The following is a 25,553-nucleotide window of genomic DNA, read 5'->3' as shown; positions in this document are numbered from 1 at the left end:
GTTCACCGCTCCTGTTTCGCGTCATCGATCGGGAACAGGCGCAGATAGATCAGCATGACGCCTGCGAGAATGAAGAACGAGATCGTAGCTACAGCGGCGCCGCCGCCGAGATTGAATTCCAGGAATGACTTCCTGTAGGCGAGCGTCGGCAACGTCTCGGTCTGGCTCAGCGGCCCTCCCTTTGTCAGTAGCCAGATCAGGTCGAACTTGTTGAACATCCAGATGCCACGCAACAGAATGACCACGACAAGGACCGAGCGCAGGCCGGGCAGGGTAATGTGCCAGAATTGCCGCCACGGGCCGGCGCCATCGACGTGCGCCGCCTCATAAAGCTGGGTGGGGATCGTCTGCAGTCCGGCCAGGACGCAGGTGACGACGAAAGGCGTCCACAGCCATACGCTGACGAGGACAATCGTCCCTCGGGCGGTGAAGGCATGCGAACTCCAGTCGGCGATGCCGATCCCCAACGAGGCCAGAATGCTCTTCAACAACCCGTAGTTCGGATCGAGTATCCATTGGGCGATCAGACATGCAACGACGGTCGGCAGGAAATACGGGAGAATGGAGACAGCCCTGACAACAGATTGACCGAAGAATTTCCTGTTCAGCACCAAGGCGATGCCTACGCCCAGAACGACCTGGCAGAAAATTGCGGAAAGCGCGATCATCAGGCCGTTTGCGAAGGAATGCCAGAACAGCGGATCCTGTATCGCCTTGGCGTAATTGGCCAATCCCACCCATTGGAGCTCGCCGACAAACGATTTCGCTGAATAGAAGGACAGCATGATCGCGTAAACAAGCGGCCCTCCGATGACGACTCCGAGCACAAAGATGCTGCCTATAAACAACGTTAAGATTCGCCGATCTTGAACCATGGATCGTATCCTTTGAGGAGAGAAGCGGGGCATCACCGCCCCGGTTCTGCGTTCAGATCAGGGATCGTATCCGCTGCGCCGCTGCCGCAACGCAGTCGGCAGACGGCGCGTTGGCAAGAGCCTTTTGCTGGAGCATCTCCGGCATGACGTTGGCATTAAAGACGGTGCAAGGCCGCATGTCGATCGAAGGACCATTGGTATCGATCGACTTGATCACGACGTCGTCGCTCTCGATGAAGGACTTCATCGTCATCATGGTTTCCCAATGTTTCTGGATCATGGGATGGCTCTTCCAGCGTTCATTTTCATAGATATCTTTGCGCGCCGGATGATTGTTCATCCAGGCGGAAAGCAGCCAGTTCACATAATGCTCGTCGACAAACCATTGCAGGAACTTCAGCGCCTCCTCGCTTTGCGGCGTCTTGAACACGCAGAATCCGTCAAAGGCGTAGGAGAGCGCCTTCCCGCCGGAGCTGCCAGGGGACGCAAAGACGCCGTACTTATCGGCAAGCTCCGGGTTAGTCGCCTCGAGCGCCTCAACAAGGCGGCCGGAATAGAGCGTATGCGCGCTCTTGCCCGTCGCAAAAAGGCTCATCAATTGGGCGAAGCTGACCGTATTCATGCCCGGCGGCATGGTCTTGTACAGCTCCGCGTAAAGATCCAGGAAGCGTGCCGCACGGTCCGCATTCTCGCCTTGATCGAGAACCACGTTCCAGTTTCCATCGAACAGCTCCACGCCGTCGGCGAACATGTTCCCGAAAGAGGCCCAGTTCGTCGCGCTGTCGCTCGCCAGAGGCACGACGCAGCCGCCGACATCAACATTCGAGCCGTTGAGCGCCGTCAACGCCCGGCAATTTTCCAGGAACTGGTCTGACGTCTCCGGAATCTTCAGCCTTTTCCCGACATATAGATCCTTTCTGTAATAATTCATGACGAGATTGTAGTCGAAGGGATAGTACCAGTTCTCGCCCTCATAGTCCCAGGTCGCGCCGCGCCCCCATTCATACCGCTTCACCATGTCCGTGAGAGGCACGAGCACGCCCGCGTGCACGAATTCAAGAACGGTCGCGATAAAGCTAGCGGTCATGAGGTCGTAGGGCTGACCGCCATTAATCGCGGCCATCGCTTTTTCCATGGATCCGCTGATCGGCGAAGAATCGATGATGATCTTGACGCCAGTCTTGGCTTCATATTCATCGCCTGCTTTTCTCAGCGCGGCCTGGCTCGAGGCGGACGTCTCGTTGTTGAGAAAACGAAGTGTGACGCCGGATTGTGCGCGAACTGCCGGCGCCGCTAGGCTGGCGCCGATGACCGCGGCAGACGACACCAAGAAGTTCCGCCGCGTCAGGCTGACTAGACCGGCTCCAGCCCTCCTCCCACCTGGAATGTATATGTCCATTAGTTGCTCCTCCCCTGTTCGAAGACTGGTAATGACACCGAACTGCCAAGACGTATGCCTATATCGGGTGAATGACTTTGCTTTCCTCTTGCTTTCCGAGGTTGCCCCTCCTTTTCTTAGAGGCGCGGGACCGACTGCCCCTCCCGGGTGCTCGCCTCCCTGGGCGCCTTGCGGTCTGGCCCACCCTCAGCCGACAGGCGATCACGCGTATGCCTTCACGCCGGCCTCTGCAGTTCGCAGGGTCGCGCCGCCGGCTGAGGCGAACAGGTGCAGTCGCTCCTTCGGGAAGGCAATCGGAACCCTATCCCCGGATCTTATTCCATCCCGGCGATCGAAGACGACACGCATCTTGTGACCGGCGACCGTGCCCATGAGATAGGTCTGGGCACCGATCTGCTCGACCAGGCTCACGACCATCTCGAACGGCGAGCCGTCAGCGATGACGAGATGCTCCGGCCGGATACCGAGCGTCACGGCTCCTTCGCACATAGCAAAGGTTCGCTCCGGTATGCTTATCGTGAGGTCGCCGGACCGCACGGCCATCTGCCCGCCCTCGTCGATCAGTTGCCCGTCGACCAAATTCATTTCCGGCGAGCCAATGAAACCAGCGACGAACGTGTTTGCGGGTCGGTCGTAGAGTGCAAGCGGCTTGCCGGCCTGCTGGATCACACCATCACGCATGATCACGATGCGGTCCCCAAGCGTCATTGCTTCAACCTGGTCGTGCGTAACGAAAATCATCGTTGCCCGGAGCCGGGCATGGAGCGTTGCGATCTCTTCCCTCATCTTCACGCGCAGCTTCGCGTCCAGGTTGGACAGAGGCTCATCCAGCAGGAAGACGTCGGGATCACGTACGAGCGCGCGCCCAAGGGCGACACGCTGCATCTGTCCGCCCGAGAGTTGGCGCGGCTTGCGGCTGAGCAGGGCCTCTAGATCGAGGCTGGCGGCGGCCGCTCTCACCCGCCGATCAATCTCCTGCTTGTCTTCACCACGCACATGCAAGCCGAAGGCCATGTTGTCGTAGACTGTTTTTTGCGGATACAGCGCATAATTCTGAAAGACCATCGCGACGTTGCGATCCTTCGGAGGCAGATCGGTGACATTCCTTCCACCGATCACGATCGCGCCCGACGTGGCCCCGTCGAGACCGGCTATCATCCGCAGGGTCGTCGACTTCCCGCAACCCGAGGGGCCGACAAAGACAATAAGCTCGCCGTCCTCTATCTCCAGACAGAAGTCGTTGACCGCCCAAGGCCCCTGGTCTCCACCAAAGGACTTAGAGACATGTTGGAGCGATATTCGCGCCATGCAGCGTAACCTCCCTTAACATAAAGCCCCGATTCGGGCCTCGCGTGCCGCCCCTCCAGACAACCCGCTTGTTGACCAAAGTGGATAGACCAATAATCCTGTCTCGTCAATGTCTCATCACGGAATTGATTGGATGACACACAATTGGATTGACCAATTTGGTATCTCCAATTAGGTGTACCGATGTGCCTTCCCTAAGAAATACGCAACGGCGAACGTGGTGGTTGAAATGACTGGACCTTTAAGCGGATATCAAGTTCTTGATCTATCGAGAGTACTTGCAGGCCCTTGGCTGGGACAACTCCTGGCCGATCTTGGGGCGACCGTGTGGAAGGTCGAGCGTCCGTTCACCGGCGACGATACCCGCCACTGGGGGCCGCCGCATCTGGAGGGAACAACCGAAAGCGCCTATTTCCTAAGCGCCAATCGCGGTAAGCATTCGATCTGCGTGGATATTTCCACCCAAGCCGGTGCAGATATCATCAAATCCTTGGTAAAGAAGGCCGATGTCCTCATCGAGAACTACAAGGTCGGCGACATGCAGCGCTACGGGCTAGACTATGAAACGCTCCAACGTATCAAGCCGGACCTCGTGTACTGTTCCATCACGGGATACGGGCAGACCGGCCCGATGAAGAACGTGGCCGGATACGACATGGCCATCCAAGCCATATCGGGACTGATGAGCATTACGGGCGAAAGCGATGACAAGCCCGGTGGCGGCCCCCAGAAAGTCGGCGTTCCGATCTCCGATATTCTCACAGGAATGTACAGCGCCGCCGGTGTACTCTCGGCACTGTTGCATCGCGAGCGGACGGGCGAGGGCCAGCATATCGATATGGCGCTCTTGGATGTCCAACTCGCCGCCCTGGCCAACCAGAACCTGAACTTCCTGACCACTGGCAAACCGCCGCGGCGATATGGAAATGCCCATCCCAACATCGTACCCTACCAAGTATTCGGATCGAGCGACGGGTCCTTCGTGCTTGCTGTCGGAAACGACCAGCAGTTTCGGAAATTCTGCATAGCGTCCGGATTGGAAAGTCTCTGCGAAGACCCCCGCTTCACCACCAATACCGATCGCCTGCAGAACCGCGAAGATCTTGTCGAGATTCTGGCCGGGCATCTCGTCCAAGAAACGACGGAACACTGGATCGCTCTCCTCGAACCGATCGGCGTACCATGCGCGCCAATCAACCGGATCGACCAGGCCTTCGCGCATCCGCAGGTCGTCCATCGCAAATTACAGATCAACCTTCCTCACACCACCGGCAAGGTGGCGCCCCTCGTGGCCAACCCGATCAAGTTCTCGCAAACGAAAATCGAGTACTCGACCAGCCCCCCCATGCTCGGGGAGCACACGAAGCATATCCTGGGCTCGATTCTCAATCTCGGCGACGATGAGATATCTCGACTCGAGAAGGACAAGATCGTCTATTGCGGATGAGAGCGGCCGGCCCCGCTGATTGCTCGGCAGGGCCGGCCGCCGGGCTCCATTCGAAGACAGTGCGCCTGTTCAATATATCTACGCCAGCAGTTCGCACGCCAGTCCAACTTCGGATTCGCCAATTTGGTAGACCGGTTTCAAATTTAGGGATATCATAATATTTGGTTGCCACGATATTCGAGGATAAATCATGGCCGCCCGATGACGATTGCTATTGTACGGCTACTTCAAGAACCGATCAGCAGATCGATGGGCGTGTTCGATTGGGCTGAATGAGAAACGACCAAGAAGTTACTCAGAATGACTGAAAGAAACAGAATTGTTGGCTCGCCGAACATTGTCGGAAGAATATTGTCGTTCATAGAAGAACGACGCTATCAGCCGATGGAACGGCTTCCTTCGGAACGTGACTTCGCCGAGAAGTTTGATGTCAGTCGCGGGGCTGTTCGCGAGGCTTTGGCTGCCTTGGAATCGATGCGCGTGATCGAGCGAAGGCCCAATTCGGGAATTTATCTCAGAAAGTCCGATGAAAGCAGTATCGAAGCGCTCGTCCTTCGCGCATCTTCTGGCCTGCCGTTTCAGCCGGATGAGACGGCAGACGTCTTTGAAGTGCGCAGCATCCTTGAACTGCAGGCCGTCAGGCTTTCCTGTGAACGCAGAAGGGACCAGGATATCGACCACTTGAAAGAGATACTTCGTAAAACAAAGCTAGCAATCGATGAAAATAAATCAGTAGAAATCGAGGACGAAGCGTTCCACCTAGGCATTGCTGCGGCCACTCAGAACGAGATACTTCTCCGAACTGTAAAGCTATTTTATGAATTTTCGAAGCAGAGACGCATAATATACTTTTCGGATTATTCCAGAGGCAAGCAGGCCTATGAGGATCATTGCGAGATTCTCGAAGCGATTGAGGAGCGCCGCGCCGATTTGGCCGTGCGAAAATTGGACGCCCATTTGTCTGGAGCCCTTGCGACATGGCAAACCCTGCTCGCGAATCCGGAGCCCGTCTCCAAGTGATGGAACATTGCGCCAACCCATAGAGGCACATTGAATAAATAGAGGAATTACGGCTCTTCTCACTCGACAACCCCTGTTGGAGGCCCGTCAGTTCCGGTCAGCGCCGATCTTGCGGCAAGGATCGACAAGGCGATGCCGGCCTACGGCGGATAAGCGTGCATGCGGCGGCAGGCCTACTCGTAGCCTGCCGCCGCTCCGGCTCAAGGGCGCCAACGGACGTTTCGCCCATTGATGAACACCTATCAAAGCGTGACCGGTGGCACTTCTAGGCCACTGCGAAGAGTGGCTGTTCACACTGCGGCTACAGGATTGCCAACGCTGTATCGACAGATTTCTGGGAATCGTCTTTTTGCCGGAAAAGCTCCGAAACTTTCCATTCTATTTCGATCGCCAATGGTAAAGCTGTGAATTGACCGCAGAGGCTATGAACCATGGCCGAACTCGCGTGTAGAATGAGATATTCAATGCATTCGAGTTAAAGCTGCGGTATGGCCGGGTTCGTACAGGGAGATCCCACTAAGCAAGCAGTCGAGAGTCTGCGTGGATACGCATATCAGCTATATGCGAGCGCACTCGCGTGGACGACGCTTCCGCAGAATGGACTGCTCTACCTGGAAGTGGCGGAAGATTATACGACCTTGGCCTCCAACCGGATTAACGCGGTTCAGGTGAAGGCGACAACGACGCCGATAACGCTCAATTCGAAGTCGGTGATCGACACGATCGATTCCTTCTTCGATCTCAGAAACAGAAATCCCGGCAGGTCGCTAACGATTGAATACCTTACCACAGCGCGAATTGGTCAAGAGGCCGCCAACAAAGACTTGGTTTCGGACAAGCCAGGGCTTTTGTATTGGCAGGAAGCCGCCGCCGGCTCCGATGTCGAGCCGCTTCGCGCCCGCCTGCAGCAATTGCCACTGAAATCCGCCGCCCGGGCATTTCTCAATACTGCGTCAGAAGAGGAACTACGGTCGGGACTGATCGAGAGGATCAATTGGCGATGCGGCGAGCCGCCGCTTGACGACCTGAAGCAGAATCTGCTCGAGTTCGCTGTCTATCGATGCGACGAGAAAAGTGAACCAATTCACTTCGCCGACACCTTCGCGACGAAGATGGTAAGTCGCATACTCGACACCATCGTTGCCAAAATCCGCCCCCCTTTGACAAAAGCGGATCTGATAGCTCTGTTCGATTCCGTGGTGAGAACCAGTGTTCCGACCGCTGTTTTGATCCGAATGCTGGAAAATGGGCTCGACGACGTTTCCGCGAAGCTCGTAACGAGATCGGAAGCTCTTGAAGCAGTTTCTCAACCACTTTACCGATCGGTAGCGCGAGAAGCTCTCGTTGCCGCCGTGCACAGCAGCTTGGATAGTAACAGGGCTGCCTGGCTACATGCGGGTACAGGTTATGGCAAGAGCACATTGGCAGCCTTAGGCACAGCCGGATTCGGTGGAAACTGGCAGGTCGCTCGCCTCACGAATTTGGACGCGGCCGCAACTGCCACCAAGATCAGACGCGTGACTACGGAGATGATGGATTCAAGTTTGTCCGACGTCATCCTCGATGATCTCGGACATGTAGCCTCGCCGGAAGTGCAAGGTACGCTGCAAACTGTGATGGCGGGTGCACGTCGAAGTGGGACCAATGTCATCATCACGTCGCACCACGTCCCGACATCGATCCTGTTGGCTCAGCTGGGTTTGAAGCCAGACGCCTTGGTCCCAGTCGGTGATTTCACCGAGCAAGAGGTGCACAACCTTGTTGCAATGGAAGGTGGCGACCCCAAATTCTTCGGCAAATACGTGTATCTAGGTTCAACAGCTGGCCATCCACAGCTTGCGCACGCCCTTGTGTTGGGGTTGCGTCAACGAGGTTGGCCCAAGGAAGACGTGGATACCCTGGCAGCGATCTCCGGAACCGACTCCGACATCGCAAGCCTTCGACACGAAATCCGTATTCGGCTGCTGGGAGAACTACCGCAGGACGCATTGAATCTCCTCGCGAGGTTGACTCTAAGCATAGGACCGTTCTCGCGACAGTTTGCGATCGCCCTCGGCGGAAAGGAGCCTGCGCTACCCACCCCTGGTAACGCCTTTGACCGCCTCATCGGCCCGTGGATCGATACGGTTGCACTCGACACGTTCCGAGCCTCATCTCTTGTCTCAAGATTCGGAACTGACACATTCGCGCCGGACGTATTCGTTCGTTTAAACGCGGAGATCGCACGGCTGAGAATTTCAACGAGCACAATTGACATCAACGTTGTAGAAGGCGCGTTGCTTAACGCCTTGATCGGACAAGCCGAGGATATTCTCGATGCGATCTTCGCCGCAACGTTCTCGGCGCCCCGATCGGAACTACCCCGGATTGCTCCGGCATTCGGCATGTTGCTCGTCCATGACGTCGATCGGAAGATCTATCCAAAGACGCCGAACGTCTCTGTTCGGTTGAGAGCCCTGCAGGTCATTCTGGTGGCGGCGAAACGCGACATCAAGAAGCTGGCACCCGCCCTTGAAGCGCTGGAAAAAGAGTTGCGCGATCTCCCCGATCAAGATTACGCGAGCGTTCTATACCTCGGTGTCTTGACCAAGCTGTCAACGGCGGACGGCACGTTCGACATATTGCCTGGCATGGTCAATCGAATTGCCTCCCTTCGTCACAGCGTCGCGGTCCAGAAGCAAGTCGCGAGCAGTTTCGAAAACACAAAGGGAATGCCGAGGACCGCCGACGACGTCGTTAGATCACTCTTCGCTTTCCAAATCTCCCTGATTCAGAACATAGAAAGCCTGTTCAGGATGCTGGACGAGTTCGCGGGACTAGAGCTTGAGGACAGGCAGTTCTTCCTCACGGAATTCTCCTACACGCCCGGGGACAAGGCAATTGCAGTCCGCGGACCTTGGCGGTTCGCTCTTTCAAACGGCGCGCGCGACCTAGAGCCTTTGGTATCGCAGTATCTGGCACTGGCTTCAAAAGCCCTCAAGCTCGGTGATTCTGAAATCGCTTCCGCGGCCTACGAAACCGCGGCGACAATCAGCGATGAGGATATCGGCAATGCCGAGCACGGTCTCCAGATTCTAGAGGAAGCGTTTGTTGCCGTGCCAAGCCATCGGTGGTCCATCCAGCGGACCCGGGCAAGGATTCTATTTCGAGAAGGTCGGTATGAAGAGCAATTGGCAATAACCGACACCATTTCAGCTAATACTCATAAGCGAGACGTCGAGATGGCTCACCTGTTGCGCGAGATCGCCATGGGCAATTCGCACTTGGGACGCCATGAAGCCGCCAGCCGACATTTCGAGCAGGCCGCGGAGATCGCGGCGGAGATTCAACAGCTTGATCTTCAACTCATGTCGACCGGGCTCCTGGCCGACGCAGCGATGGAAGCTTTCTACGACCGGCAGGGGCACCGAGTCATTGAACTTCTCGATCGATCATTGTCGAAACTGGAAGAAGTCGACGAAAACGCAGGGCTTCGGCAAAAGGCGCTACGTGCATCGATTCCTCATACGGTAGCCACCATGCTGGATCGACTGCGGCCGAACGGTCCAGACCCCAATTTCGAATACGCCATGATACCAGGCCTCAACAGCAACCCGAGTCCTCACCCGGGCATTCAAAGTCTTACCAGCGGCCCGCTGGACTTTGTCTGGTTGTTACTTGCACAGCTTGAAGGCCAATTGGATGCGAGCTCGACCATAAGTGACCGCCTGAGATCACCGGAATGGGACAAAAGAATCCCAACACTAGCGGATTATGTGTTCAGTGAAGAGCAATTGAAGACGAGCTTTCTCCGGGGTGACGCATCGCTCTTCTGCGGCGCCGTTCATAAAGTAGTCGCCGGGCGCGTTTGGATGAATTCTCTGACTTTCCAAATCAACCCGCTAAACTCTCCTCGCGGGCGTGTTCCGCCTTTGCCAGCTAGGGTCAGGACTCATTGATCCAGAAGATGAATGTTGCGGCGAAGGCGATTGCTGACAGGAAGGTGTGAGCGCATCTGTCGTAACGAGTGTGGATGCGACGCCAATCCTTGAGTCGCGCGAACATGTTCTCGATCTTGTGGCGCTGCCGATAGAGGATTGGATCGTATGCATGCTTTGTGCGGTGCTTGGCATGAGGTGGGATGCATGGCGTGATACCCCGATCGGCCAACGCCTGCCGGAAGCCAGCGGAAGAGTAGGCCCTATCGGCAAGTAGAAAGCGTGCGTGCGGGAGTTGCTCGATGACCGCCGCCGCAGTTTTGTGATCGTTGGCCTGTCCCTCGCTCAGGTGCAGTAGCAGCGGCCGTCCCTTGCCGTCGCAAACCACCTGCAACTTGGTCGTCAGGCCACCTCGGCTGCGCCCGATACATCGGGGTAGAGCCCCTTTTTGAGTAGGCTGGCCGCCGTTCGATGTGCCTTGAGGTGGGTAGCATCGATCATCAGCTTGTCGACACCTCCACCCTGCGCGGCCAGTTCGGCCAGGATACGGTTGAACACGCCAAGCCGGCTCCAGCGGATAAAGCGGTTGTAGATCGTCTTGTGCGGACCATAGCCGGCAGGAGCATCCCGCCAGCGCAGGCCGTTGCGGATCACAAACAGGATGCCGCTCAGCACCCGCCGGTCATCTACCCGCGGCACGCCATGGGACAATGGAAAGTAGGGCTCGATCCGCCGCATTTGTTCCGGCGTCAACATCAACAAATCACTCAAGGCAGCACCTCCTACCACCTTGAATCACCCCCGCCACCTCTATGCAATCAAATTAATAGGTCCTGACCCTAGCGAACTTATCAAGCGCCGAAAATTCTTGGCACCATCAGCACTGATGTTCATTGTTTACCAGATCCTTGTTGGACGGCCCGCGATCGTTCCGGAATTTGTTGAGCTGCAGACCTTGCTCGCGCCACCAGCACTCCCTCCTGAGGACGTCGATCAATTTCGCGCTGGGAGAGTTGCGCGCCCGTATGACGACAACGAAAGTTATGCCGTAGGTGCAATGTATTCAGCGGTCATGAACCAGACCTCGCTCGCGGCAGACGACCTGTTCATCATCGTGATTAGGTTGATCGGTATGCGGACGGCCGACGCTTCCGACAAGATCATGGAAATGGCGTATGGGTGGGCTATGGACCAGTGGGAGAACGCCGTCCAATCCCAACGTTTTCGCCTACGTAGTCCGGACACCGCCATCGAGACGATCGAGGGTCTGAAGAAGCTGAGTCTATCCGGAACACGCGGGCTTGCGGAACTGACGCTCGCAATGCGGCAGCATGTGACGATTCCGCTGGAGAGAGATCTCGTCAGCCTGCTTCAGGAACTCCGCTAAGCGACGATCGCGTGCGGAGAGCGGCCTTTAGGATAACGCAAAGGTTACTCGTCGAGTTCGCCGCTCTTGGCCGACTGTAGATTTCCATCTGCACTGAACTCCTTCCGACTGAGCAGTCCCGCGTCCTCGAGCGCCTCGATGTCCGGCAGGTCGCGCAGCGTTTGCAGGCCGAAGGCCGCCAGGAAGTGCTTCGTGGTGACGTAGGTGTACGGCGCGCCGGGCGTCGGACTGCGCGGGCCGGAGGCGAGGAAGTTGGCATTGCGCAGGCTGGCGATCGTGTCGCGGCTGACTTCCTTTCCGAAGATTTTCGACAGGTCGCCACGGGTGATCGGCTGGAAATAGCCAATGGCCATCAGCACCATGGCCTCGAAGTCGGACAGCGCCGGAGCCCCTCCCCGCGTCGAGGCCTGCGACGCCCTAATCGAAACGGCGAAACGCGAACGGCTTCGGTACTGCCAGCCGCCGGCGACGAAGACGATCTCATAGGGCCGTTCACGGAGTTCCGCGCGCAAGTCATCCATCAGCAGGTCGATGCTGCAGTCCTTGCCGACGACACGCGCCAGCGTCTCGCGACCGACCGGCTCGGCCGCGGCAAAGATCACCGCCTCGACCCTCAGCATCCATTCGCGCCAACGCAGCTCCGGCGGCAGGTCCGCCAGTTCCCGATCCAGGAGGACTTCGTCCTCCGACGTCGATCTGCGGCCCCGCCGCATGCTGGCCGCCTCAGGTCCGCTCATGTCACAACCCATAGATTCGGAACGAACTGCGGCCGGACAGTTCGCGCACGGCGCCAAAGGCTTCCAGCCGGTCGAACAGCCGGGTGGCCGCCCAGCGCGACAGGGAGGTGCCGGGCGCCGAGGCCGCAACGGCATCGTCGTCGAGCAGCGCCTGGATGACGGCGCTGGCGCCCTTGGTGCGAACCTTCGGCGCGGCGGCGCGCAGTGTCTCGGCACGGCGGGCGATCTCGCCGGCGGTGCGCAGGGCGGCGCATGTTCCCTCGACCAGGGCAAGGCAAACAGCGCGGGCAAAGGCCGGCTCGCCCGGGCGCACGCGGCCCCTGCCCCCGAGCGTCTTGAAGGCCGGCCCATAGCGCTCGGCCATCAGCAGCGGCACGGCACAATCCCATTTCAGCAGCGCGGCGATCAGCAGATCGGCGAGCATCCAGGCGAGCGGTTCGGCGTCCGGCCGTACCGCATGCACGGCGCTGACCAGATCCGCCGCGGCGATCGGCGCCGGGCGGCCGGACTGCAGCGCGTCGTCGGCATGATCGACCGCCGCGGCCAGCCGATCGTCCCAAACGAGCCCCAACAAGTCGGCAAGCTCTGCCACCGCCTTCGTCGAGAAGGCGGGTTTTCGGGTTGAAAGCCTTTTGTAGGCTAAAAACACCCGGCCGGCCGGGCCGGGATCGTCGCCGGCGGCCGTCAGCAAAAGCGCATCCCGCAATGCATGCTCGTCCTCGCTGCGGCCCATCAGGCGGACCGCGACGGCGGCACATTTGAGGGCCTGGCGCGCGCACCAGCAGCCGGCCCAGACGGGCTCGGAACGAACGATATCGTCCAGTGATTTCAAAGCGATGCCGGCGGCAAAGGCGGCTGAAAGATCGCCCGGCTCGCGACCATGTGGCAGGGCCCAGCCGGGCAGCGTGGCGGCGGGCGTCGGGGAGGCGACGGGTGCGATGACGGGCGAATCCATGGCAGTCAGCCTACACCGGTTGTGCGGTTTACGCCATACTATTGATTATACACCGCACAGCATGTCGCTCCTACATAATGATGGATAAGATTGCCTTATCGGTCATTCCTCTCATTAGAGAGAAAACTGCGAAAATCGGCAACGCGGAGAAGGGAAAATGCCCTCAGCTACCTTCGCTCCGCTCTGCAAATCCTCTCCTGCTTCAGCCAACATCTCGTTGCCTTCCTCGCTTGGCACACGACAACGGTCTCTAACGGGGTGCTCCAGGCGCCCGGCTCACCCTCTGAGCGCGCTTCAAAAACGGTGGAGTTTCAAACGTCCATAGAACGGAGGAAATCCCTCATTCAGCCGGTACGCCTTCCCTCCCCGCCATTTGCCCGCAAAGCCGCCATCAACATCGGCCCGAGGCCAAATTCGCCGCGAGCGGCTTTTCGTGTGAGGTCGCGCAAGTAGCCCCCAGGCGAGTTGATATGTCCGGCCCGCTCGAGGATACAGGCTACCGCAACCGCTGCATTCTCCGGCCCCATAGTTTCACAAGCTTCTTGGTAGGCAGAAGGGCTGACCCCCAACATCGAGCGCGCGGTGACGGCGGCCGTCAACAGGTCGCGCCAGTGCGTGATGCAACCGCCCGGCGCATAATTGCCGATCTCGGGGCATGCCTTCAGCACCATTGCCAAAGGGAAAGCTCTGGTCGGTTCGACAGCCTTGCGTGTTTTCTGTCTCGACATATCGCCCTGCTCTTTTTCGGAGCTAGGTTCAAGTTCATAGATGGATTCGGGTTTTGAATTCTGTATGTGCTGGCCATTTTGGATAGCATTGCCGCTTGATTTTTCTGTTTTCAGTTGTGTTTCCAACAGATTGACGATCTCTTCGCGCAGCAGTTCCATTTCTTCCAGCACGATATCGACTTGGTCCCGTCGTGGCAGGCGTGGAAGACGCGCGATCAGCGCGAGATAGAGGTCTTCGATCGCGGACCAGTCGCCATCGGCCCCCTCCTCCATTGCTGCCGAAATCAGCTTGCGAACATCGCGCCGGCACAGCGTCAGGGCCTCCTTGGCACGTTTGAAGCGCAGCTTTTCCTCAGCCACTTTCTGGGCGAGACCCGCGAACTCCGTTGCTCGGGCAACGAGCGGCGCGAGGCTGAAGCCAAAAGCTTCCTCGATCTCCCCTCCCCTGTTGCGATGGGCATATCGTTTGCCGTTCGGGCTGTCGCGGCGCTGAATCAATCCGGCATCGACCAAAGCCGCCAGATGCCGGCGCAACGTCGTTCCGGCAATGCCATGCGCGCGAATCGCAAGCTGAGCATTCGAGGGAAAAACCACCAGGCCACGTTCGTCGGAAAGGTCCCCTTCGGGATAAAAGCTCAGCAGCGCATGGAGCACCGCCAGCGACCGGTCCTGAACCCCGAAAACGTCTTTGGCTTCGCAGACGTCCCGAAAGACTTTCCACTTGTCGACTGTCTTGTTCGGATTGTGGTCGGCCGTCTCCAGCTGACCTTTCACCAAAGCAAGCGTCATCGGCCGCCGCCCGAAAGGCGTCGTCACATTTCCATTCCGCATTTTCCTTCACCTCTCTTCAGGCAAAAGAAATCCGCTCACCAAAACGGTGCCAAAGACTCTTGACTAGGATTCGTGGAAATGCGATTCTTGATCTTGCTAGAAATCAGGAGAAGGCTTCCACGGCTTTGGTCGTTTGGGGGCCTTTTTCTTTTACGGTTCAAGCTCCTCGTTTTCCTTCAGGAATTCCTCGTAAAGCCGGTCCAGCTGCTTCTCGACGAAAGCACCGAACTTCGGCACGGCAGCCTTGTTGAAATTCAGGGTAAGCTGGCCGTCGGTCTCCGTGACCTTCACCGCCTTCGAGCCGTCCGCACGCCACTCCCCGCTTCTGGGCTTCGGTTTTGCCGCCCGCAGCTGTTCGAAGAGGTGCTCGAAGCGGCTGTCGGAAGACAGCGCCCTGAATTCATCGGCATGAATGAGTTTCAACGCCCTGGCCTTCTTCAGGGCGTTGTCGAGCAGATCCGCCACTTCGGCCCATCGCGTGCGGCCAAAGCTCGGCGCCGGGCCGATCGCCTCGATCAACACATCGGGAAGCCGGCTCGCCAGCGCGATCATCCGCGACAGAGCGGCCTTGTCCACGCCGAGCGACGACATGATGATATCGCGCGAAAAGCCGCGGCGTTCGAGGCGAAGGGCAAAGAACGTCCGCTCGATATAGGAAAGATCAGTGCGGGCATTGTTTTCCTGACCTTGGCTCACGACCAGCTGCTCATCCGTGAGTGGCCGGATGACTGCCTTGATCGTTCCACCGATCACCCGAATGGCGGCGAGCCGCCGGTGGCCGTAGGCGACCTGATAGCGCCCCTCGGTATCCGGGTGAGGACGAACCAAAATCGGAACCTGCTGGCCGTGTTCACGGATCTGTTCGGTCAGGCTGTTCAGCCCTTCGGCGTCGATCTCAAGCCTGTCCGGCACGAAGGAGCTATCGATGAGCGCAGGATCCAGCTCTACGATGGTCTGGCCATGTGAAAGCTGTCTCTCGAGGTCGGCCGCACGTTGTGCCTTTTCCGAAATGCTGCCCAGGGACTGGGAAAAGGCACCGACAGGGCCGGAGCGTCGCAAGGGGCGATCGAGATTGGCCAGTGGTCGGATATCGGCAAGCGAGCCGGTTTCGGCACTGCTGCCGGCCGCTCCATCCGTATCTGCACCGAAGATGTTCTTTCTGGCCATTGTTTACTTCCGTCCCCAGGTCTGTTTGACGAGTTCCTCGATCTCGGTGTTCACTGCCGTCAGGGATTCGAGAGCGCGGTCATAGGTTCCGCGCGTGAACTGCGCTCGATCGATCTCGTAGAGGGTCTGCTTGGTAAGGCCCGCGTCGGAAATCGCGGTCGACTTCAGCATCGCGTTGGAAAGAACACGGTTGCCGAAAATCGAACGCATGAAGCCGGCCATCTGAGCCTGCGGCCCATCGTTCGGCTCGAAGCGGGTGACGAGATACCGCATCCAATCGTAGTTCATCGTACCGCCCGCGTTTTCCACAACCTGCAACAGGTCACCGGTCATCTGCAGGAACTGGCTCATCGACATGACGTCGAGCATCTGCGGATGCACGGTGATCAGAACGGCCGTCGCGGCGCAAAGGGCGGACAAGGTGAGAAAACCGAGCTGCGGCGGGCAGTCGATCACCACGACGTCATAGGCGCTTTCGATATCCGCAAGGCATTCCCCGATGCGCGCGAAGAACATGGAGTTCGTATCGGTGCGCGCCATCAGTGCCTTTGGCGTCTCATGTTCGAATTCCATGAGCTCGAGATTGCCGGGAATGATGTGGAGGTTGGGCGTGTAGGTCGCCCGGACGATCTCGGTCACGTCCCGGCGGGTGTCATCATAGCGGATGGCGCCATAAAGCGTTTCGTTGTCGCCGACATCCAACTCCGGCTGGTGACCAAACAGCGCCGACAGGGAAGCCTGCGGATCGAGATCGATCGCCAACGTGCGATAGCCGCGAAGGGCGAGGAACTGCGCGAGATGGGCGGAGGTCGTGGTCTTGCCGCTGCCCCCCTTGAAGTTCATCACGGAGATGACCTGCAGCTTCTCGCCGTCACGCCGATGCCGGATATATTTGCGCGGCCCCTTCCCGCCCTCGTCGAGCAGCTTGCGCAAAGCCTCGATGTCGTCGACGGAATAGGTACGGCGCCCGTTGGAGGATGGCTCCGGCCCATGCCCTTCCGCCACGATCTGGCGGAGATACCCCTGGTGGATGCCGATGAATTCCGCAGCCTCGGCCGACGAGAACTGCCGGATGCTCTTCCGGGCCGTCGGCGGAAAGGTTCGCTGCTGATGCGCCTGGAGCTGGCGCATCAGCTCCTCTGCATCAGAGGCAATTAGCGAGCGCAGGTTTCCGCTCTGATCGGTCGCGGCTTGTTTCAACATCGTGGCCTCAGGATTAACTTCTGCGCTTTTTCCTCGAAAAATGATGAATAAGCGCTGATGAAGCTAGCCCGATTCCCTGAGTCGGACAAACCCTTTTTGGCAGAGGTCGGGCAAGACCAACGGGATTCATGTTGTACATGTACAACTGCATTTCAGGCGCACGTCTGCCCTGCCCTGCCCGCCGGGCTCCGTATGCATTGTCGCAGGGTCAGGGCACAGGCGCTTCCGACTCGGGTGCCTATGCCGGTGTCTCTTGGTTGTACATGTACAACGCGTCCGAACCCAGTACCAACACGAGCCTGGCGGAGGTGTCATTCCCACCATTTCGGCTCTTGCCTTTTACACAGTCAGGGTGCCTTGAAGGCTCCAGTATCGAGGAACGTCTCGATCACATCGCACCAGGGTGCGATGTCGATGTCGTTCTTCGATAACCAGTCGGGATTGAAATAGGTGCTGGAATAACGATCGCCGCTGTCGCAGATGAGCGTGACGAGCGAGCCCTCGCGCCCTTCTTTGATCAGGCTATCGGCGATGGAGAGCAGGCCAAAGAAATTCGTACCGGTTGAGGCACCCACTCGCCGGAACAGACGGTCCGAAAGCACGTGTGCGGCCGCGATGGAGGCTGCGTCCGGCACCTTGATCATATGGTCGATAACCGTCGGGATGAAGGACGGCTCGACACGCGGCCGCCCAACACCCTCGATGCGCGACGGCGCGGTGCAGGTCGTCTGCATGTCGCTCGCCTTCCAGGCGTCGTAGAACACCGAATGCTCGACATCCGTCACGCATAGCCGTGTCGAGAGGTTACGGTAGCGGATGTAGCGCCCGATCGTTGCCGACGTGCCGCCGGTTCCCGCCCCCATGATCACCCAGCTCGGGACCGGATGAGCTTCCCGCTCCATCTGGCCGAAGATGCTCTCGGCGATATTGTTGTTGCCTCGCCAGTCCGTGGCCCGTTCGGCATTGGTGAACTGATCGAGGTAGTGGCCTCCGGTCTCCGATGCGATGCGCGCCGCAGTTTCATAAACTTCTGACGGGCTGTCGACGAAGGCACAGCGACCACCGAAACGTTCGATGACGTCGATCTTCGTACGACTGGTGCTGCGTGGCATAACGGCAATGAACGGCAGTTCGAGCAGATTGGCAAAATAGGCCTCCGACACCGCGGTCGATCCCGACGAGGCTTCGACCAGTGTCGTGCCCTTGCTGATCCGTCCGTTACAGATGCCGTAGAGGAACAGGGAGCGGGCCAATCGGTGCTTCAGGCTTCCTGTCGGGTGCGTGCTCTCGTCCTTGAGGTAGATGGAAATGCCCTTCAGTCCCTTGAAAACAGGGTTGACCAGATGGGTATCCGCCGAGCGGCGGGCGTCGCCCTCGAGGATGCCGATGGCATTGCGTGCCCAGGCCCGGTCGGCGCAGTCGAGGAAGGGAACGGTTTCGGCCTGAAACCGGGTCGAATTCGTAGTCATGTCGCAACCCTTCAAACGGCGTTGTCTGTGCACCCTCGGGCCTGCTCATTGCTTTGTGAAGCTGGGTCGCACAGGAACCACAGACGAGTAGAGGGCGGAAACGAAGCCGGTGGCCGGTGCATCCCCCGGTCCAGAGAAATGGCGGACGTCGTTCAAGTCCCCGCCCCTCTTGATAACAAAATTTCACCGGCACGCAAAACACTTGGCAGAAGATCGTTTGCGCCTTGCTGCAGAAAGCAGAGTTCGCGTTCATCGTACGAGAGCCCGCCACACGACGGTACGAAAACCTTCGCCATCGGCACACAGCCCACCAAATGTACCACGTCCTGGCCAAGGCGGGATACGATGCCAATCGATAAGGGCGCGACTACACCACGCAGAGCGGCATCGCAGGTGGTCGGCAAGGGGAGGGACGCGCTTGTCCGGTCTGCAGGATGTATGCGCCGTCGCACGGGCCGGTCCCGCAGTGGCCGTACGAACGGAGGGCGGTTTGGCAGCAGCAACCGCACAATACGCACGAGCGACCCGCTGCTACGCTTCCAGTCTCACTCCTCAGCAACCACTGCGCCGACAGGCCACTGTGCTTGCGGCCCACGCACTGGCCCGCACCATGGACGTCGCCATCACACGGGAGGATCGCGTCCCGCCGGCTGACGCTCCACTATTCCGACCTCGCCCGTTCAACTCCATCGGTGGCCTTGCGACGCTTTGTCCGCCGGTGGTGGATGACAGGCCGGCATACAGGCAATATACCGTCAATCTACATTGGCTTGGAACCCTCGGTCATGAAGAACTGGCATCCCGATCTTGGCCGCAGCAGCAGCCCTCTCTACATGGCGATCGCCGATCTGATCGAGATGGATCTGCGCAGCGGGCAGCTCTTGGCCGGCGACAAGCTTCCGACGCACCGGGACCTTGCCCGGCGGCTCGCCATCGACGTCACCACCGTCGCCCGCGGCTACCTCGAAGCACAGAAGCGCGGGCTCGTGCAGTCGCATGTCGGCCGCGGCACCTTCGTCACGGGCAGCGCGGATGCAGCACGCGTCCCTCTTCCCGTTGGCATATCGCCGGATAGCCGCCGCGCGGCCATGGTCGATCCCTCCATGAACATGCCCCCGGAGCCGGACGACCCTGATTTGCTCGCCCGCATGCGTGACGGACTGTCGGCGGTCGCCAGCGATCTCGTTCCGCTGCTGCGCTACCAGAGTTTCGGTGGCGCGGCCATGGACAAGGAAGCCGCCGCCCTTTGGCTCGGGCGCAAGGGCGTCGCGCCGCAGCAGGAGCGCATCTTCGTGGCGCCCGGCGCCCATCCAGCACTGCTGGCAATCTTCGGAATGCTCACCAAACCCGGTGACACCGTGCTTGCAGAAGCCATCACCTATCCGGGAATGCGCTCGATCGCCGCACAGCTGCGCCTCAAGCTCGTTGGCCTGCCGATGGATGATCAGGGCATCCTGCCGGAGGCCTTCGCGGAGGCCTGCATGCGCGAAAAGCCAAAGGCGATCTACCTCAATCCGACGCTGCAGAACCCGTTGACGTTGACCATGTCAGCCGCGCGTCGGGCGGAAATCGCCGCAACGGCAAACACATACCGCGTGCCGATCGTCGAGGACGACGCTTATGGCTTCATTCCAGCAAGCACCCCATCCCCCGTTGCCGCCTTCGCACCCCAGCTCACCTGGTATATCGGCGGACTGTCGAAATGCATCGGTGCGGGCTTGCGCCTGGCCTTTGTGGTCGCGCCCGATGACAGCCGGGCTCTCTGGTCCTTTGCAGGGGCCATGCGGGCAGGCAATGTTATGGCTTCGCCCCTGACCGCGGCCCTCGCCACGCGGTGGATAGAGGATGGCACGGCCGACGCGATTCTCGATTTCCTGCGCTCGGAGGCTCCGGCCCGCCAGGCCCTTGCCGCCAGCCTCCTGCCTGCCGGCTACCGCGCCGACCCCATGAGCTTCAACATCTGGCTGCCGCTACCGCAGGGCTGGACGCGATCCACCTTCGGCACCCACATGCGGGCCTGCGGCCTCGGCGTGATGGCCAGCGACGCCTTTGCCGTCGATGGCGCGCCGCCGGAAGCCGTGCGGGTCAGCCTCGGCGGCCCGGTGACGCGGCCGCAACTCCAGACCGCTCTCGAATTCATGGCGCACGCACTTGAAGGCCCCCCGGAAATGGCCGGGTCCTTCTTCTGATTCCGTAAATCTTCCCTATTGAACGGATGCAGCCTCACTGGCAGCAGACGTTCGTCTGCCTGCGTCAGTATGTCTGCTCGACAAATTGACAGCATGATTGCATCTATATGAACGCATACAATGATTGGATTGAACGGAACGAGAGAGGTACTTGCCATGAATGAGACCTATCCCCAGCTGCCGCCCATGCAAACCGGTATTCGCGGTCGTTGCCCGCGCTGCGGCCAAGGGCATCTCTTCAAGGGATTCCTTACGCTGGCGCCGAAATGCGAAGCCTGCGGTCTCGACTATTCCTTCGCCGACCCCGCCGATGGCCCGGCCTTTTTCGTCATCTGCTTCGCCTGCGTGCCGAGCGTGCTGCTCGCCGTCTGGCTGGAGGTCGCCTTCAGCGCCTCGCTGTTGACACAGGTTCTGGTCACGGGGCCCTTCATGCTGTTGACCTGCATTCCCCCGCTTCGGCCGCTCAAGGGATGGCTGGTCGCAAGCCAGTATTTCTACAAGGCCGAAGAGGGCAAGGTCGTCCGCCGGCAGGCGGGCACCTGACACAAGAGGGGAGGGGCTACCAGGTGATGTTCGACAGGCGTAGCCAGGGCGGGTTTTCCGCATACATTTCACGGATCAGCGCCTTGATCTCGTCGATCCGCCCCGAGCCGTCGTTCCGCCGGTAGCTCATGATGACCGGCGAGGTCGCCCGCTCGTCGGAAAGCACGCGGTAGCAGACATCGTCCATGCGCTGGCGCTGGGCGGCCGCAGGCAGGATGCACACGCCGATGGCGGCTGCGACAAGGCCGAGCGCGGTCTGGATCTCCCGAACTTCCTCGACCGTGCCCGGCTCGACATTGAGATCCGCACAGAGGGCAAGCACTTCGTCGGCAAAGCTTGGCCGCGGCTTGGAGGGATAGATCACCAGCGTCTCGCCGGCGATCTCGCTCAGCGCAACGGGTTCTGTCGGCAGTGACTTCGGATGGCCCTTGGGAAAGGCAACGACCAGCCGCTCCTCGCGTAGCGTGATCCGCTCGATATCAGGGTCGCTGAGCCGTACGCGGCCGAACCCGAGATCGATACGCCCGTCCTTCAGCGCCGCGATCTGTTCCACCGACATCATCTCGCGGATCTCGATGCCGAGCGCCGGCCAGCTGGCCCGCATGCGACGCACCAGATCCGGAATACCGGTGTAGAGCGTCGAGCCGACACACCCGATAATGAAGATCTCCCGGCGCGAGGCTGCGATGCGCCGGGTCTGTTCGCGCACATGATCGATACGGGCAAGGATCTGCTTCGCCTGGTCATAGAAGAAACGCCCCGCATCGGTCAGGACCAGCGGGCGGATGGAGCGGTCGATCAGGGTGACCCCGAGCGTCTCTTCCAGCTGCTGGATCTGTCGGCTCAGCGGCGGCTGGGCAATGTGCAGCAGTTCCGCAGCCCTGGAAAAATTACGCTCGCGGGCAACGGCGACGAAGTAGCGAAGTTGGCGCAGCTCCATGGCACTATACCTTCCCGGTATTGAAAGCGACCGCGATAGTCTTGGACGCTTTGCGGCGCCAAAGCTAGCCTTGCAGCAAGAATTTCACGGGAGTTCCTGCATAGGCCAGACACCTGCCCGGCCGGGTCGAGGCGCATGGATCGACGACACCAGAGCGAGTATCCACAATGCCTTTCATCCGATCCAACGACATCGTGCTCTTCTATCGCCGCGCCGGCCGGCGCGGCGCACCGCGGATCGCCTTCGCCAACTCTCTTGGAACGGATGTGGCGATATGGGACGAGGTCGCCAATGCACTCGCCGCCGATTTCGACCTCCTGTTCTATGACAAGCGTGGCCACGGACTGAGCGAAGCGGGCCCTACACCCCGCGGTATCCGCGACCACGCCGACGACCTCACTGGCCTTCTCGACCATGTCGGCTGGCAGGATACGATGCTCTGCGGCCTCTCCGTCGGCGGGCTGATTGCCATGGACCTCGCGGTGCGGGCGCCGGCCCGGATCACGCGCCTTGTTCTGATGGACACGGCAGCGAAGATCGGCACGCCGGATGCCTGGAACGCCCGCATCGATGCCGTGCTCAAGGACGGCGTCGCATCGATCGGCGAGGCGATTATGGCACGGTGGTTTTCTCCGGCCTATCGCGTAGAGCAGCCGGAAGCCTTTTCCGGCTGGCGCCGGATGCTGGAGCGCACGCCGGTCGGCTATGCCGAAACCTGCAAGGCCTTGCGCGATGCCGACCTCACCGACGCCATTACCGGCATATCGGCACCGACGCTGGTGATTGCCGGAGGAAGCGACCTTTCGACACCGCCCTCGCTTGTCGAAGAAACAGCGCGCCGAATTCCGGGGGCTGTGTTCCGCATCATAGAAGGCGCCGGCCACCTGCCATGCATCGAACGTCCCACAGACGTCGCGGCACTGGTACGCGGCTTTTCGGACATGCCGACACAATAGGCCGTCCGTGCACACACCATACCCTTGGGAGAGGACATCAAAAGCCAACCCTCGGGCCTATGCATTTTGGTGGCGAGACCTAGATTTTATTCGGCGGTAAAAGCCGCTTGACGACAACAACAATCCGGAAACTGAGGAGGAAGTTATGAGCAGCAAGCCGGCAATCGTCCTTGTCCATGGTTTCTGGGGTGGGGCTGCCCATTGGGGGCATGCCATCCTGGCGCTTTCGCGCATGGGCTACAGCGACATCCACGCCGTGGAAAACCCGTTGACCTCGCTCGCCGACGATGCCGAGCGGACCCGCAAGATGGTGAAGCAGATCGACGGTCCGGTGGTGCTCGTCGGCCATTCCTACGGCGGCAAGGTGATCACCGAGATGGGGGATCTGCCGAATGTGAAGGCACTGGTCTATGTTGCCGCCTTCGCACCTGATGCCGGTGAAAGCGCCGGTGCCATCAGTCAGGCGCATCCACCCGCCGCCTTTCCCAACATCGCCCCCGACAGCGATGGCTATCTCTGGATCAAACCGGAGAAATTCCAGGAAAGCTTCTGCCAGGACCTCGACGCCGACGAGGCCCTGGTGATGGCCGTCACGCAGAAGGCCCCGCTGGGTAGCACATTCGGCGATACGGTCACCGCGCCGGCCTGGAAGACCAAGCCGTCCTGGTATCAGATCTCCACGCACGACCGGATGATCGCGCCCGAGAACCAGAAGCGCATGGCCGAGCGCATGGGCGCCAGGAAAATCATCGAACTCGATGCAAGCCACGCCTCCCTGGCCTCCCGGCCCCAGGACATCGCCGACCTGATTGCAGACGCGGCACAATCGGCAGCCTGAACGACAATCGGGCGGGCGCAGCATCTTGCCGGCGCCCGCTCTTCTGTTGCCTGACTTAGCCTCCCACGGCGCCAGGCTTGCCAGAACACTCACCGTTCCGGCTTTCCCGTCTTCCCGGCCATAAACCTCCCAATCGATCTGCAAGAGAAACTCGACGCGACCCAACGCCAACGGGACCGTGGCACAGATGGCGGCCTATCGCGCCGCCTATCTTTTAAACCGTTCAAGCCCCGTAACCCGCGGCTGCCAAATCCTGTCCAGACCAGTGAAGCGTCGAATGTTTCGCTAACCCCACGTCCTTGCTCGCCAACGCTCTATGATATCACCCGAAGTTGGGTGCGATTGTTCTGGCCCGACCAGCGGCCCAATCACGGTGGATTTCACAGCACTATACCTCTCAGGTATCATTGGAGATGCAATCGGTCTTGGACGGGCAGGGGAGGCATGGCGCATAGTTCTCCCATGAACACGACCCCTGCACCGCATTTTCCGGCTACCATATCCCCTCCCGTCGTCGAACGGGTCGAGACCTTGCTGGTCGATCTGCCGACCATTCGCCCGCACATGCTGTCGGTTGCGACGATGAACGGCCAGAGCGTGATGCTGGTGAAGGTATATTGCAGCGACGGCACCATCGGCATCGGCGAGGGCACCACGATCGGCGGCCTCGCCTATGGTGGGGAAAGCCCCGAGGGTATGAAGGTCGCCATCGACACCTATTTTGCCCCGGCAATGCTGGGGGAGGACGCATCCCGCGTGCCGGTGCTGATGGCGCGCCTTGCCAAACGGATCAAGGAAAACCGCTTCGCGAGAAGCGCCGTGGAAACGGCCCTGCTCGATGCACAAGGCAAACGCCTCGGCCTGCCGGTGAGCGAGCTTCTCGGCGGCCGCCGCCGCGATCGCCTGCCGGTCGCCTGGACGCTGGCCTCGGGCGATACGGCCCGTGACATCGCCGAGGCCGAACACATGCTGGATCTCCGCCGCCACCGCATCTTCAAGCTGAAGATCGGCGCGAAGACCGTCCGAGAGGACATCGCCCATGTTGCCGCGATCAAGCACGCTCTGGGCGAGCGGGCCGCCGTGCGCGTCGATGTCAACATGGCATGGAGTGAAACCGAGGCCGCCTATGGCATGGCCGCCCTTGCCGATGCCGGCTGCGAACTGGTCGAGCAACCGGTCGCTTCCACGGTGGCGCTCACCCGGCTGATGCGCCGTTTCCCCATCGCGCTGATGGCGGATGAGGCCCTGACCGGACCGGAATCGGCTTTCGAACTGGCAAAGGTCGGCGGCGCCGATGTCTTCGCCGTCAAGATCGAGCAGAGCGGCGGCCTCTTCAATGCCCAGCGCGTGGCCGCGATCGCCGATGCGGCCGGTATCGAGCTCTATGGTGGCACCATGCTGGAAGGCCCGGTCGGCACCATCGCCTCCGCCCAGGTCTTTTCGACCTTCGCCAATCTGCAGCGAGGCACAGAGCTGTTCGGCCCGCTGCTCCTGACCGAGGACATTCTCGCAACGCCGCTCGACTACAGTGATTTCGAGCTGACCGTGCCCGGTGGCCCGGGCCTCGGCATCGAGCTGGATGAAGATCGCGTCGCGTTCTTCGCCCGCAACGCCCCGCGCAAGACCATCAGTCTCGCCGAGTAG

Annotated in this window: 20 protein-coding genes; 9 read left to right on the top strand and 11 right to left on the bottom strand. The window is 59.9% G+C overall.

From position 1 onward, the window contains the following. Positions 1 to 2: 2 nt before the first annotated feature. The 3 genes from EXZ48_RS23145 to EXZ48_RS23135 all read right to left on the bottom strand — a co-directional run bounded on the left by EXZ48_RS23145 (position 3) and on the right by EXZ48_RS23135 (position 3,582). Positions 3 to 875 carry a carbohydrate ABC transporter permease gene (locus EXZ48_RS23145; RefSeq protein WP_130518620.1) on the bottom strand — a complete coding sequence of 291 codons (873 nt, stop codon included), beginning with the start codon at positions 873 to 875 and terminating at the stop codon, positions 3 to 5. 52 nt (positions 876 to 927) lie between these two features. Continuing rightward, entirely contained in the window at positions 928 to 2,274 is a 1,347-nt protein-coding gene (locus EXZ48_RS23140) for an ABC transporter substrate-binding protein (protein ID WP_130518618.1), read from the bottom strand. A 201-nt stretch (positions 2,275 to 2,475) separates the two neighbouring features. Then, a complete protein-coding gene (locus tag EXZ48_RS23135) occupies positions 2,476 to 3,582 on the bottom strand; it encodes an ABC transporter ATP-binding protein (protein ID WP_130518616.1) in 1,107 nt (368 codons plus the stop codon). A 229-nt stretch (positions 3,583 to 3,811) separates the two neighbouring features. Between EXZ48_RS23135 and EXZ48_RS23130 the strand changes: the two genes are divergently transcribed. The 3 genes from EXZ48_RS23130 to EXZ48_RS23120 all read left to right on the top strand — a co-directional run bounded on the left by EXZ48_RS23130 (position 3,812) and on the right by EXZ48_RS23120 (position 9,987). Next, on the top strand, positions 3,812 to 5,029 hold the full coding sequence (locus EXZ48_RS23130) for a CaiB/BaiF CoA-transferase family protein (protein WP_130518639.1): 1,218 nt from the start codon (positions 3,812 to 3,814) through the stop codon (positions 5,027 to 5,029). 300 nt (positions 5,030 to 5,329) lie between these two features. Continuing rightward, a complete protein-coding gene (locus EXZ48_RS23125) occupies positions 5,330 to 6,049 on the top strand; it encodes a FadR/GntR family transcriptional regulator (protein ID WP_130518615.1) in 720 nt (239 codons plus the stop codon). Positions 6,050 to 6,537: 488 nt separating this feature from the next. Then, entirely contained in the window at positions 6,538 to 9,987 is a 3,450-nt protein-coding gene (locus EXZ48_RS23120) for a tetratricopeptide repeat protein (protein ID WP_130518613.1), read from the top strand. On the opposite strand, the gene EXZ48_RS23115 is transcribed toward EXZ48_RS23120, so the two are convergent. Beyond that, positions 9,974 to 10,737 (bottom strand): IS5 family transposase gene (locus tag EXZ48_RS23115; protein ID WP_130518611.1). Its coding sequence is split into 2 segments (ribosomal slippage): positions 9,974 to 10,404 and positions 10,404 to 10,737, totalling 765 coding nucleotides; the frame shifts between segments, so codons are not numbered across the junction. The two genes, EXZ48_RS23120 and EXZ48_RS23115, sit on opposite strands and share 14 nt — an antisense overlap. A gap of 115 nt (positions 10,738 to 10,852) precedes the next feature. Here EXZ48_RS23115 and EXZ48_RS23110 point away from each other — a divergent pair. Further along, entirely contained in the window at positions 10,853 to 11,353 is a 501-nt protein-coding gene (locus EXZ48_RS23110; RefSeq protein WP_130518609.1) for a hypothetical protein, read from the top strand. A 44-nt stretch (positions 11,354 to 11,397) separates the two neighbouring features. On the opposite strand, the gene EXZ48_RS23105 is transcribed toward EXZ48_RS23110, so the two are convergent. The 6 genes from EXZ48_RS23105 to EXZ48_RS23080 form a co-directional block, all read right to left on the bottom strand. Further along, positions 11,398 to 12,090 (bottom strand): SMC-Scp complex subunit ScpB, encoded by a 693-nt coding sequence (locus tag EXZ48_RS23105; RefSeq protein ID WP_130518607.1) that lies wholly within the window; start codon positions 12,088 to 12,090, stop codon positions 11,398 to 11,400. A gap of 1 nt (position 12,091) precedes the next feature. After that, entirely contained in the window at positions 12,092 to 13,045 is a 954-nt protein-coding gene (locus EXZ48_RS23100; RefSeq protein ID WP_130518605.1) for a DUF1403 family protein, read from the bottom strand. A 344-nt stretch (positions 13,046 to 13,389) separates the two neighbouring features. Continuing rightward, positions 13,390 to 14,604, bottom strand: a complete 1,215-nt coding sequence (repC, locus tag EXZ48_RS23095; RefSeq protein ID WP_130518603.1) for a plasmid replication protein RepC — start codon at positions 14,602 to 14,604, stop codon at positions 13,390 to 13,392. 150 nt (positions 14,605 to 14,754) lie between these two features. Further along, entirely contained in the window at positions 14,755 to 15,771 is a 1,017-nt protein-coding gene (repB, locus tag EXZ48_RS23090) for a plasmid partitioning protein RepB (RefSeq protein ID WP_130518601.1), read from the bottom strand. 3 nt (positions 15,772 to 15,774) lie between these two features. Next, positions 15,775 to 16,974: a plasmid partitioning protein RepA gene (gene repA, locus EXZ48_RS23085; RefSeq protein ID WP_023513498.1), complete on the bottom strand. Its 1,200-nt coding sequence runs from the start codon at positions 16,972 to 16,974 to the stop codon at positions 15,775 to 15,777. A gap of 347 nt (positions 16,975 to 17,321) precedes the next feature. After that, positions 17,322 to 18,443, bottom strand: coding sequence for a PLP-dependent cysteine synthase family protein (locus EXZ48_RS23080; RefSeq protein ID WP_130518599.1), 1,122 nt, complete (start codon positions 18,441 to 18,443; stop codon positions 17,322 to 17,324). Between the two features lie 785 nt (positions 18,444 to 19,228). On the opposite strand from EXZ48_RS23080, the gene EXZ48_RS23075 reads away from it, so the two are divergent. After that, positions 19,229 to 20,632 (top strand): PLP-dependent aminotransferase family protein, encoded by a 1,404-nt coding sequence (locus tag EXZ48_RS23075; protein ID WP_130518597.1) that lies wholly within the window; start codon positions 19,229 to 19,231, stop codon positions 20,630 to 20,632. A gap of 156 nt (positions 20,633 to 20,788) precedes the next feature. Further along, positions 20,789 to 21,175, top strand: coding sequence for a DUF983 domain-containing protein (locus EXZ48_RS23070; RefSeq protein ID WP_050745294.1), 387 nt, complete (start codon positions 20,789 to 20,791; stop codon positions 21,173 to 21,175). Positions 21,176 to 21,191: 16 nt separating this feature from the next. Here EXZ48_RS23070 and EXZ48_RS23065 read toward each other — a convergent pair whose 3' ends face one another. Next, entirely contained in the window at positions 21,192 to 22,115 is a 924-nt protein-coding gene (locus tag EXZ48_RS23065; RefSeq protein ID WP_130518595.1) for a LysR family transcriptional regulator, read from the bottom strand. Positions 22,116 to 22,282: 167 nt separating this feature from the next. Here EXZ48_RS23065 and pcaD point away from each other — a divergent pair, with 167 nt between their 5' ends. The 3 genes from pcaD (at position 22,283) to EXZ48_RS23050 (ending at position 25,553) form a co-directional block, all read left to right on the top strand. Further along, the gene (pcaD, locus tag EXZ48_RS23060) at positions 22,283 to 23,071 is read left to right on the top strand and encodes a 3-oxoadipate enol-lactonase (RefSeq protein ID WP_130518593.1); all 789 of its coding nucleotides are present in this window, start codon (positions 22,283 to 22,285) and stop codon (positions 23,069 to 23,071) included. A 145-nt stretch (positions 23,072 to 23,216) separates the two neighbouring features. After that, entirely contained in the window at positions 23,217 to 23,909 is a 693-nt protein-coding gene (locus EXZ48_RS23055) for an alpha/beta hydrolase (RefSeq protein WP_050745291.1), read from the top strand. Between the two features lie 462 nt (positions 23,910 to 24,371). Further along, positions 24,372 to 25,553 (top strand): muconate/chloromuconate family cycloisomerase, encoded by a 1,182-nt coding sequence (locus tag EXZ48_RS23050; RefSeq protein WP_305850552.1) that lies wholly within the window; start codon positions 24,372 to 24,374, stop codon positions 25,551 to 25,553.

The organism is Shinella sp. JR1-6 (genome assembly GCF_004284735.1).
Classification (GTDB): domain Bacteria; phylum Pseudomonadota; class Alphaproteobacteria; order Rhizobiales; family Rhizobiaceae; genus Shinella.
This window is presented reverse-complemented; position numbering and strand designations above follow the sequence as displayed.

Coding starts and splice junctions, on each gene's coding strand:
- EXZ48_RS23145 (WP_130518620.1), bottom strand. CDS start 875: ATGGTTCAAGATCGGCGAATCTTAACGTTGTTTATAGGCAGCATCTTT.
- EXZ48_RS23140 (WP_130518618.1), bottom strand. CDS start 2,274: ATGGACATATACATTCCAGGTGGGAGGAGGGCTGGAGCCGGTCTAGTC.
- EXZ48_RS23135 (WP_130518616.1), bottom strand. CDS start 3,582: ATGGCGCGAATATCGCTCCAACATGTCTCTAAGTCCTTTGGTGGAGAC.
- EXZ48_RS23130 (WP_130518639.1), top strand. CDS start 3,812: ATGACTGGACCTTTAAGCGGATATCAAGTTCTTGATCTATCGAGAGTA.
- EXZ48_RS23125 (WP_130518615.1), top strand. CDS start 5,330: ATGACTGAAAGAAACAGAATTGTTGGCTCGCCGAACATTGTCGGAAGA.
- EXZ48_RS23120 (WP_130518613.1), top strand. CDS start 6,538: ATGGCCGGGTTCGTACAGGGAGATCCCACTAAGCAAGCAGTCGAGAGT.
- EXZ48_RS23110 (WP_130518609.1), top strand. CDS start 10,853: ATGTTCATTGTTTACCAGATCCTTGTTGGACGGCCCGCGATCGTTCCG.
- EXZ48_RS23105 (WP_130518607.1), bottom strand. CDS start 12,090: ATGAGCGGACCTGAGGCGGCCAGCATGCGGCGGGGCCGCAGATCGACG.
- EXZ48_RS23100 (WP_130518605.1), bottom strand. CDS start 13,045: ATGGATTCGCCCGTCATCGCACCCGTCGCCTCCCCGACGCCCGCCGCC.
- repC (WP_130518603.1), bottom strand. CDS start 14,604: ATGCGGAATGGAAATGTGACGACGCCTTTCGGGCGGCGGCCGATGACG.
- repB (WP_130518601.1), bottom strand. CDS start 15,771: ATGGCCAGAAAGAACATCTTCGGTGCAGATACGGATGGAGCGGCCGGC.
- repA (WP_023513498.1), bottom strand. CDS start 16,974: ATGTTGAAACAAGCCGCGACCGATCAGAGCGGAAACCTGCGCTCGCTA.
- EXZ48_RS23080 (WP_130518599.1), bottom strand. CDS start 18,443: ATGACTACGAATTCGACCCGGTTTCAGGCCGAAACCGTTCCCTTCCTC.
- EXZ48_RS23075 (WP_130518597.1), top strand. CDS start 19,229: ATGAAGAACTGGCATCCCGATCTTGGCCGCAGCAGCAGCCCTCTCTAC.
- EXZ48_RS23070 (WP_050745294.1), top strand. CDS start 20,789: ATGAATGAGACCTATCCCCAGCTGCCGCCCATGCAAACCGGTATTCGC.
- EXZ48_RS23065 (WP_130518595.1), bottom strand. CDS start 22,115: ATGGAGCTGCGCCAACTTCGCTACTTCGTCGCCGTTGCCCGCGAGCGT.
- pcaD (WP_130518593.1), top strand. CDS start 22,283: ATGCCTTTCATCCGATCCAACGACATCGTGCTCTTCTATCGCCGCGCC.
- EXZ48_RS23055 (WP_050745291.1), top strand. CDS start 23,217: ATGAGCAGCAAGCCGGCAATCGTCCTTGTCCATGGTTTCTGGGGTGGG.
- EXZ48_RS23050 (WP_305850552.1), top strand. CDS start 24,372: ATGAACACGACCCCTGCACCGCATTTTCCGGCTACCATATCCCCTCCC.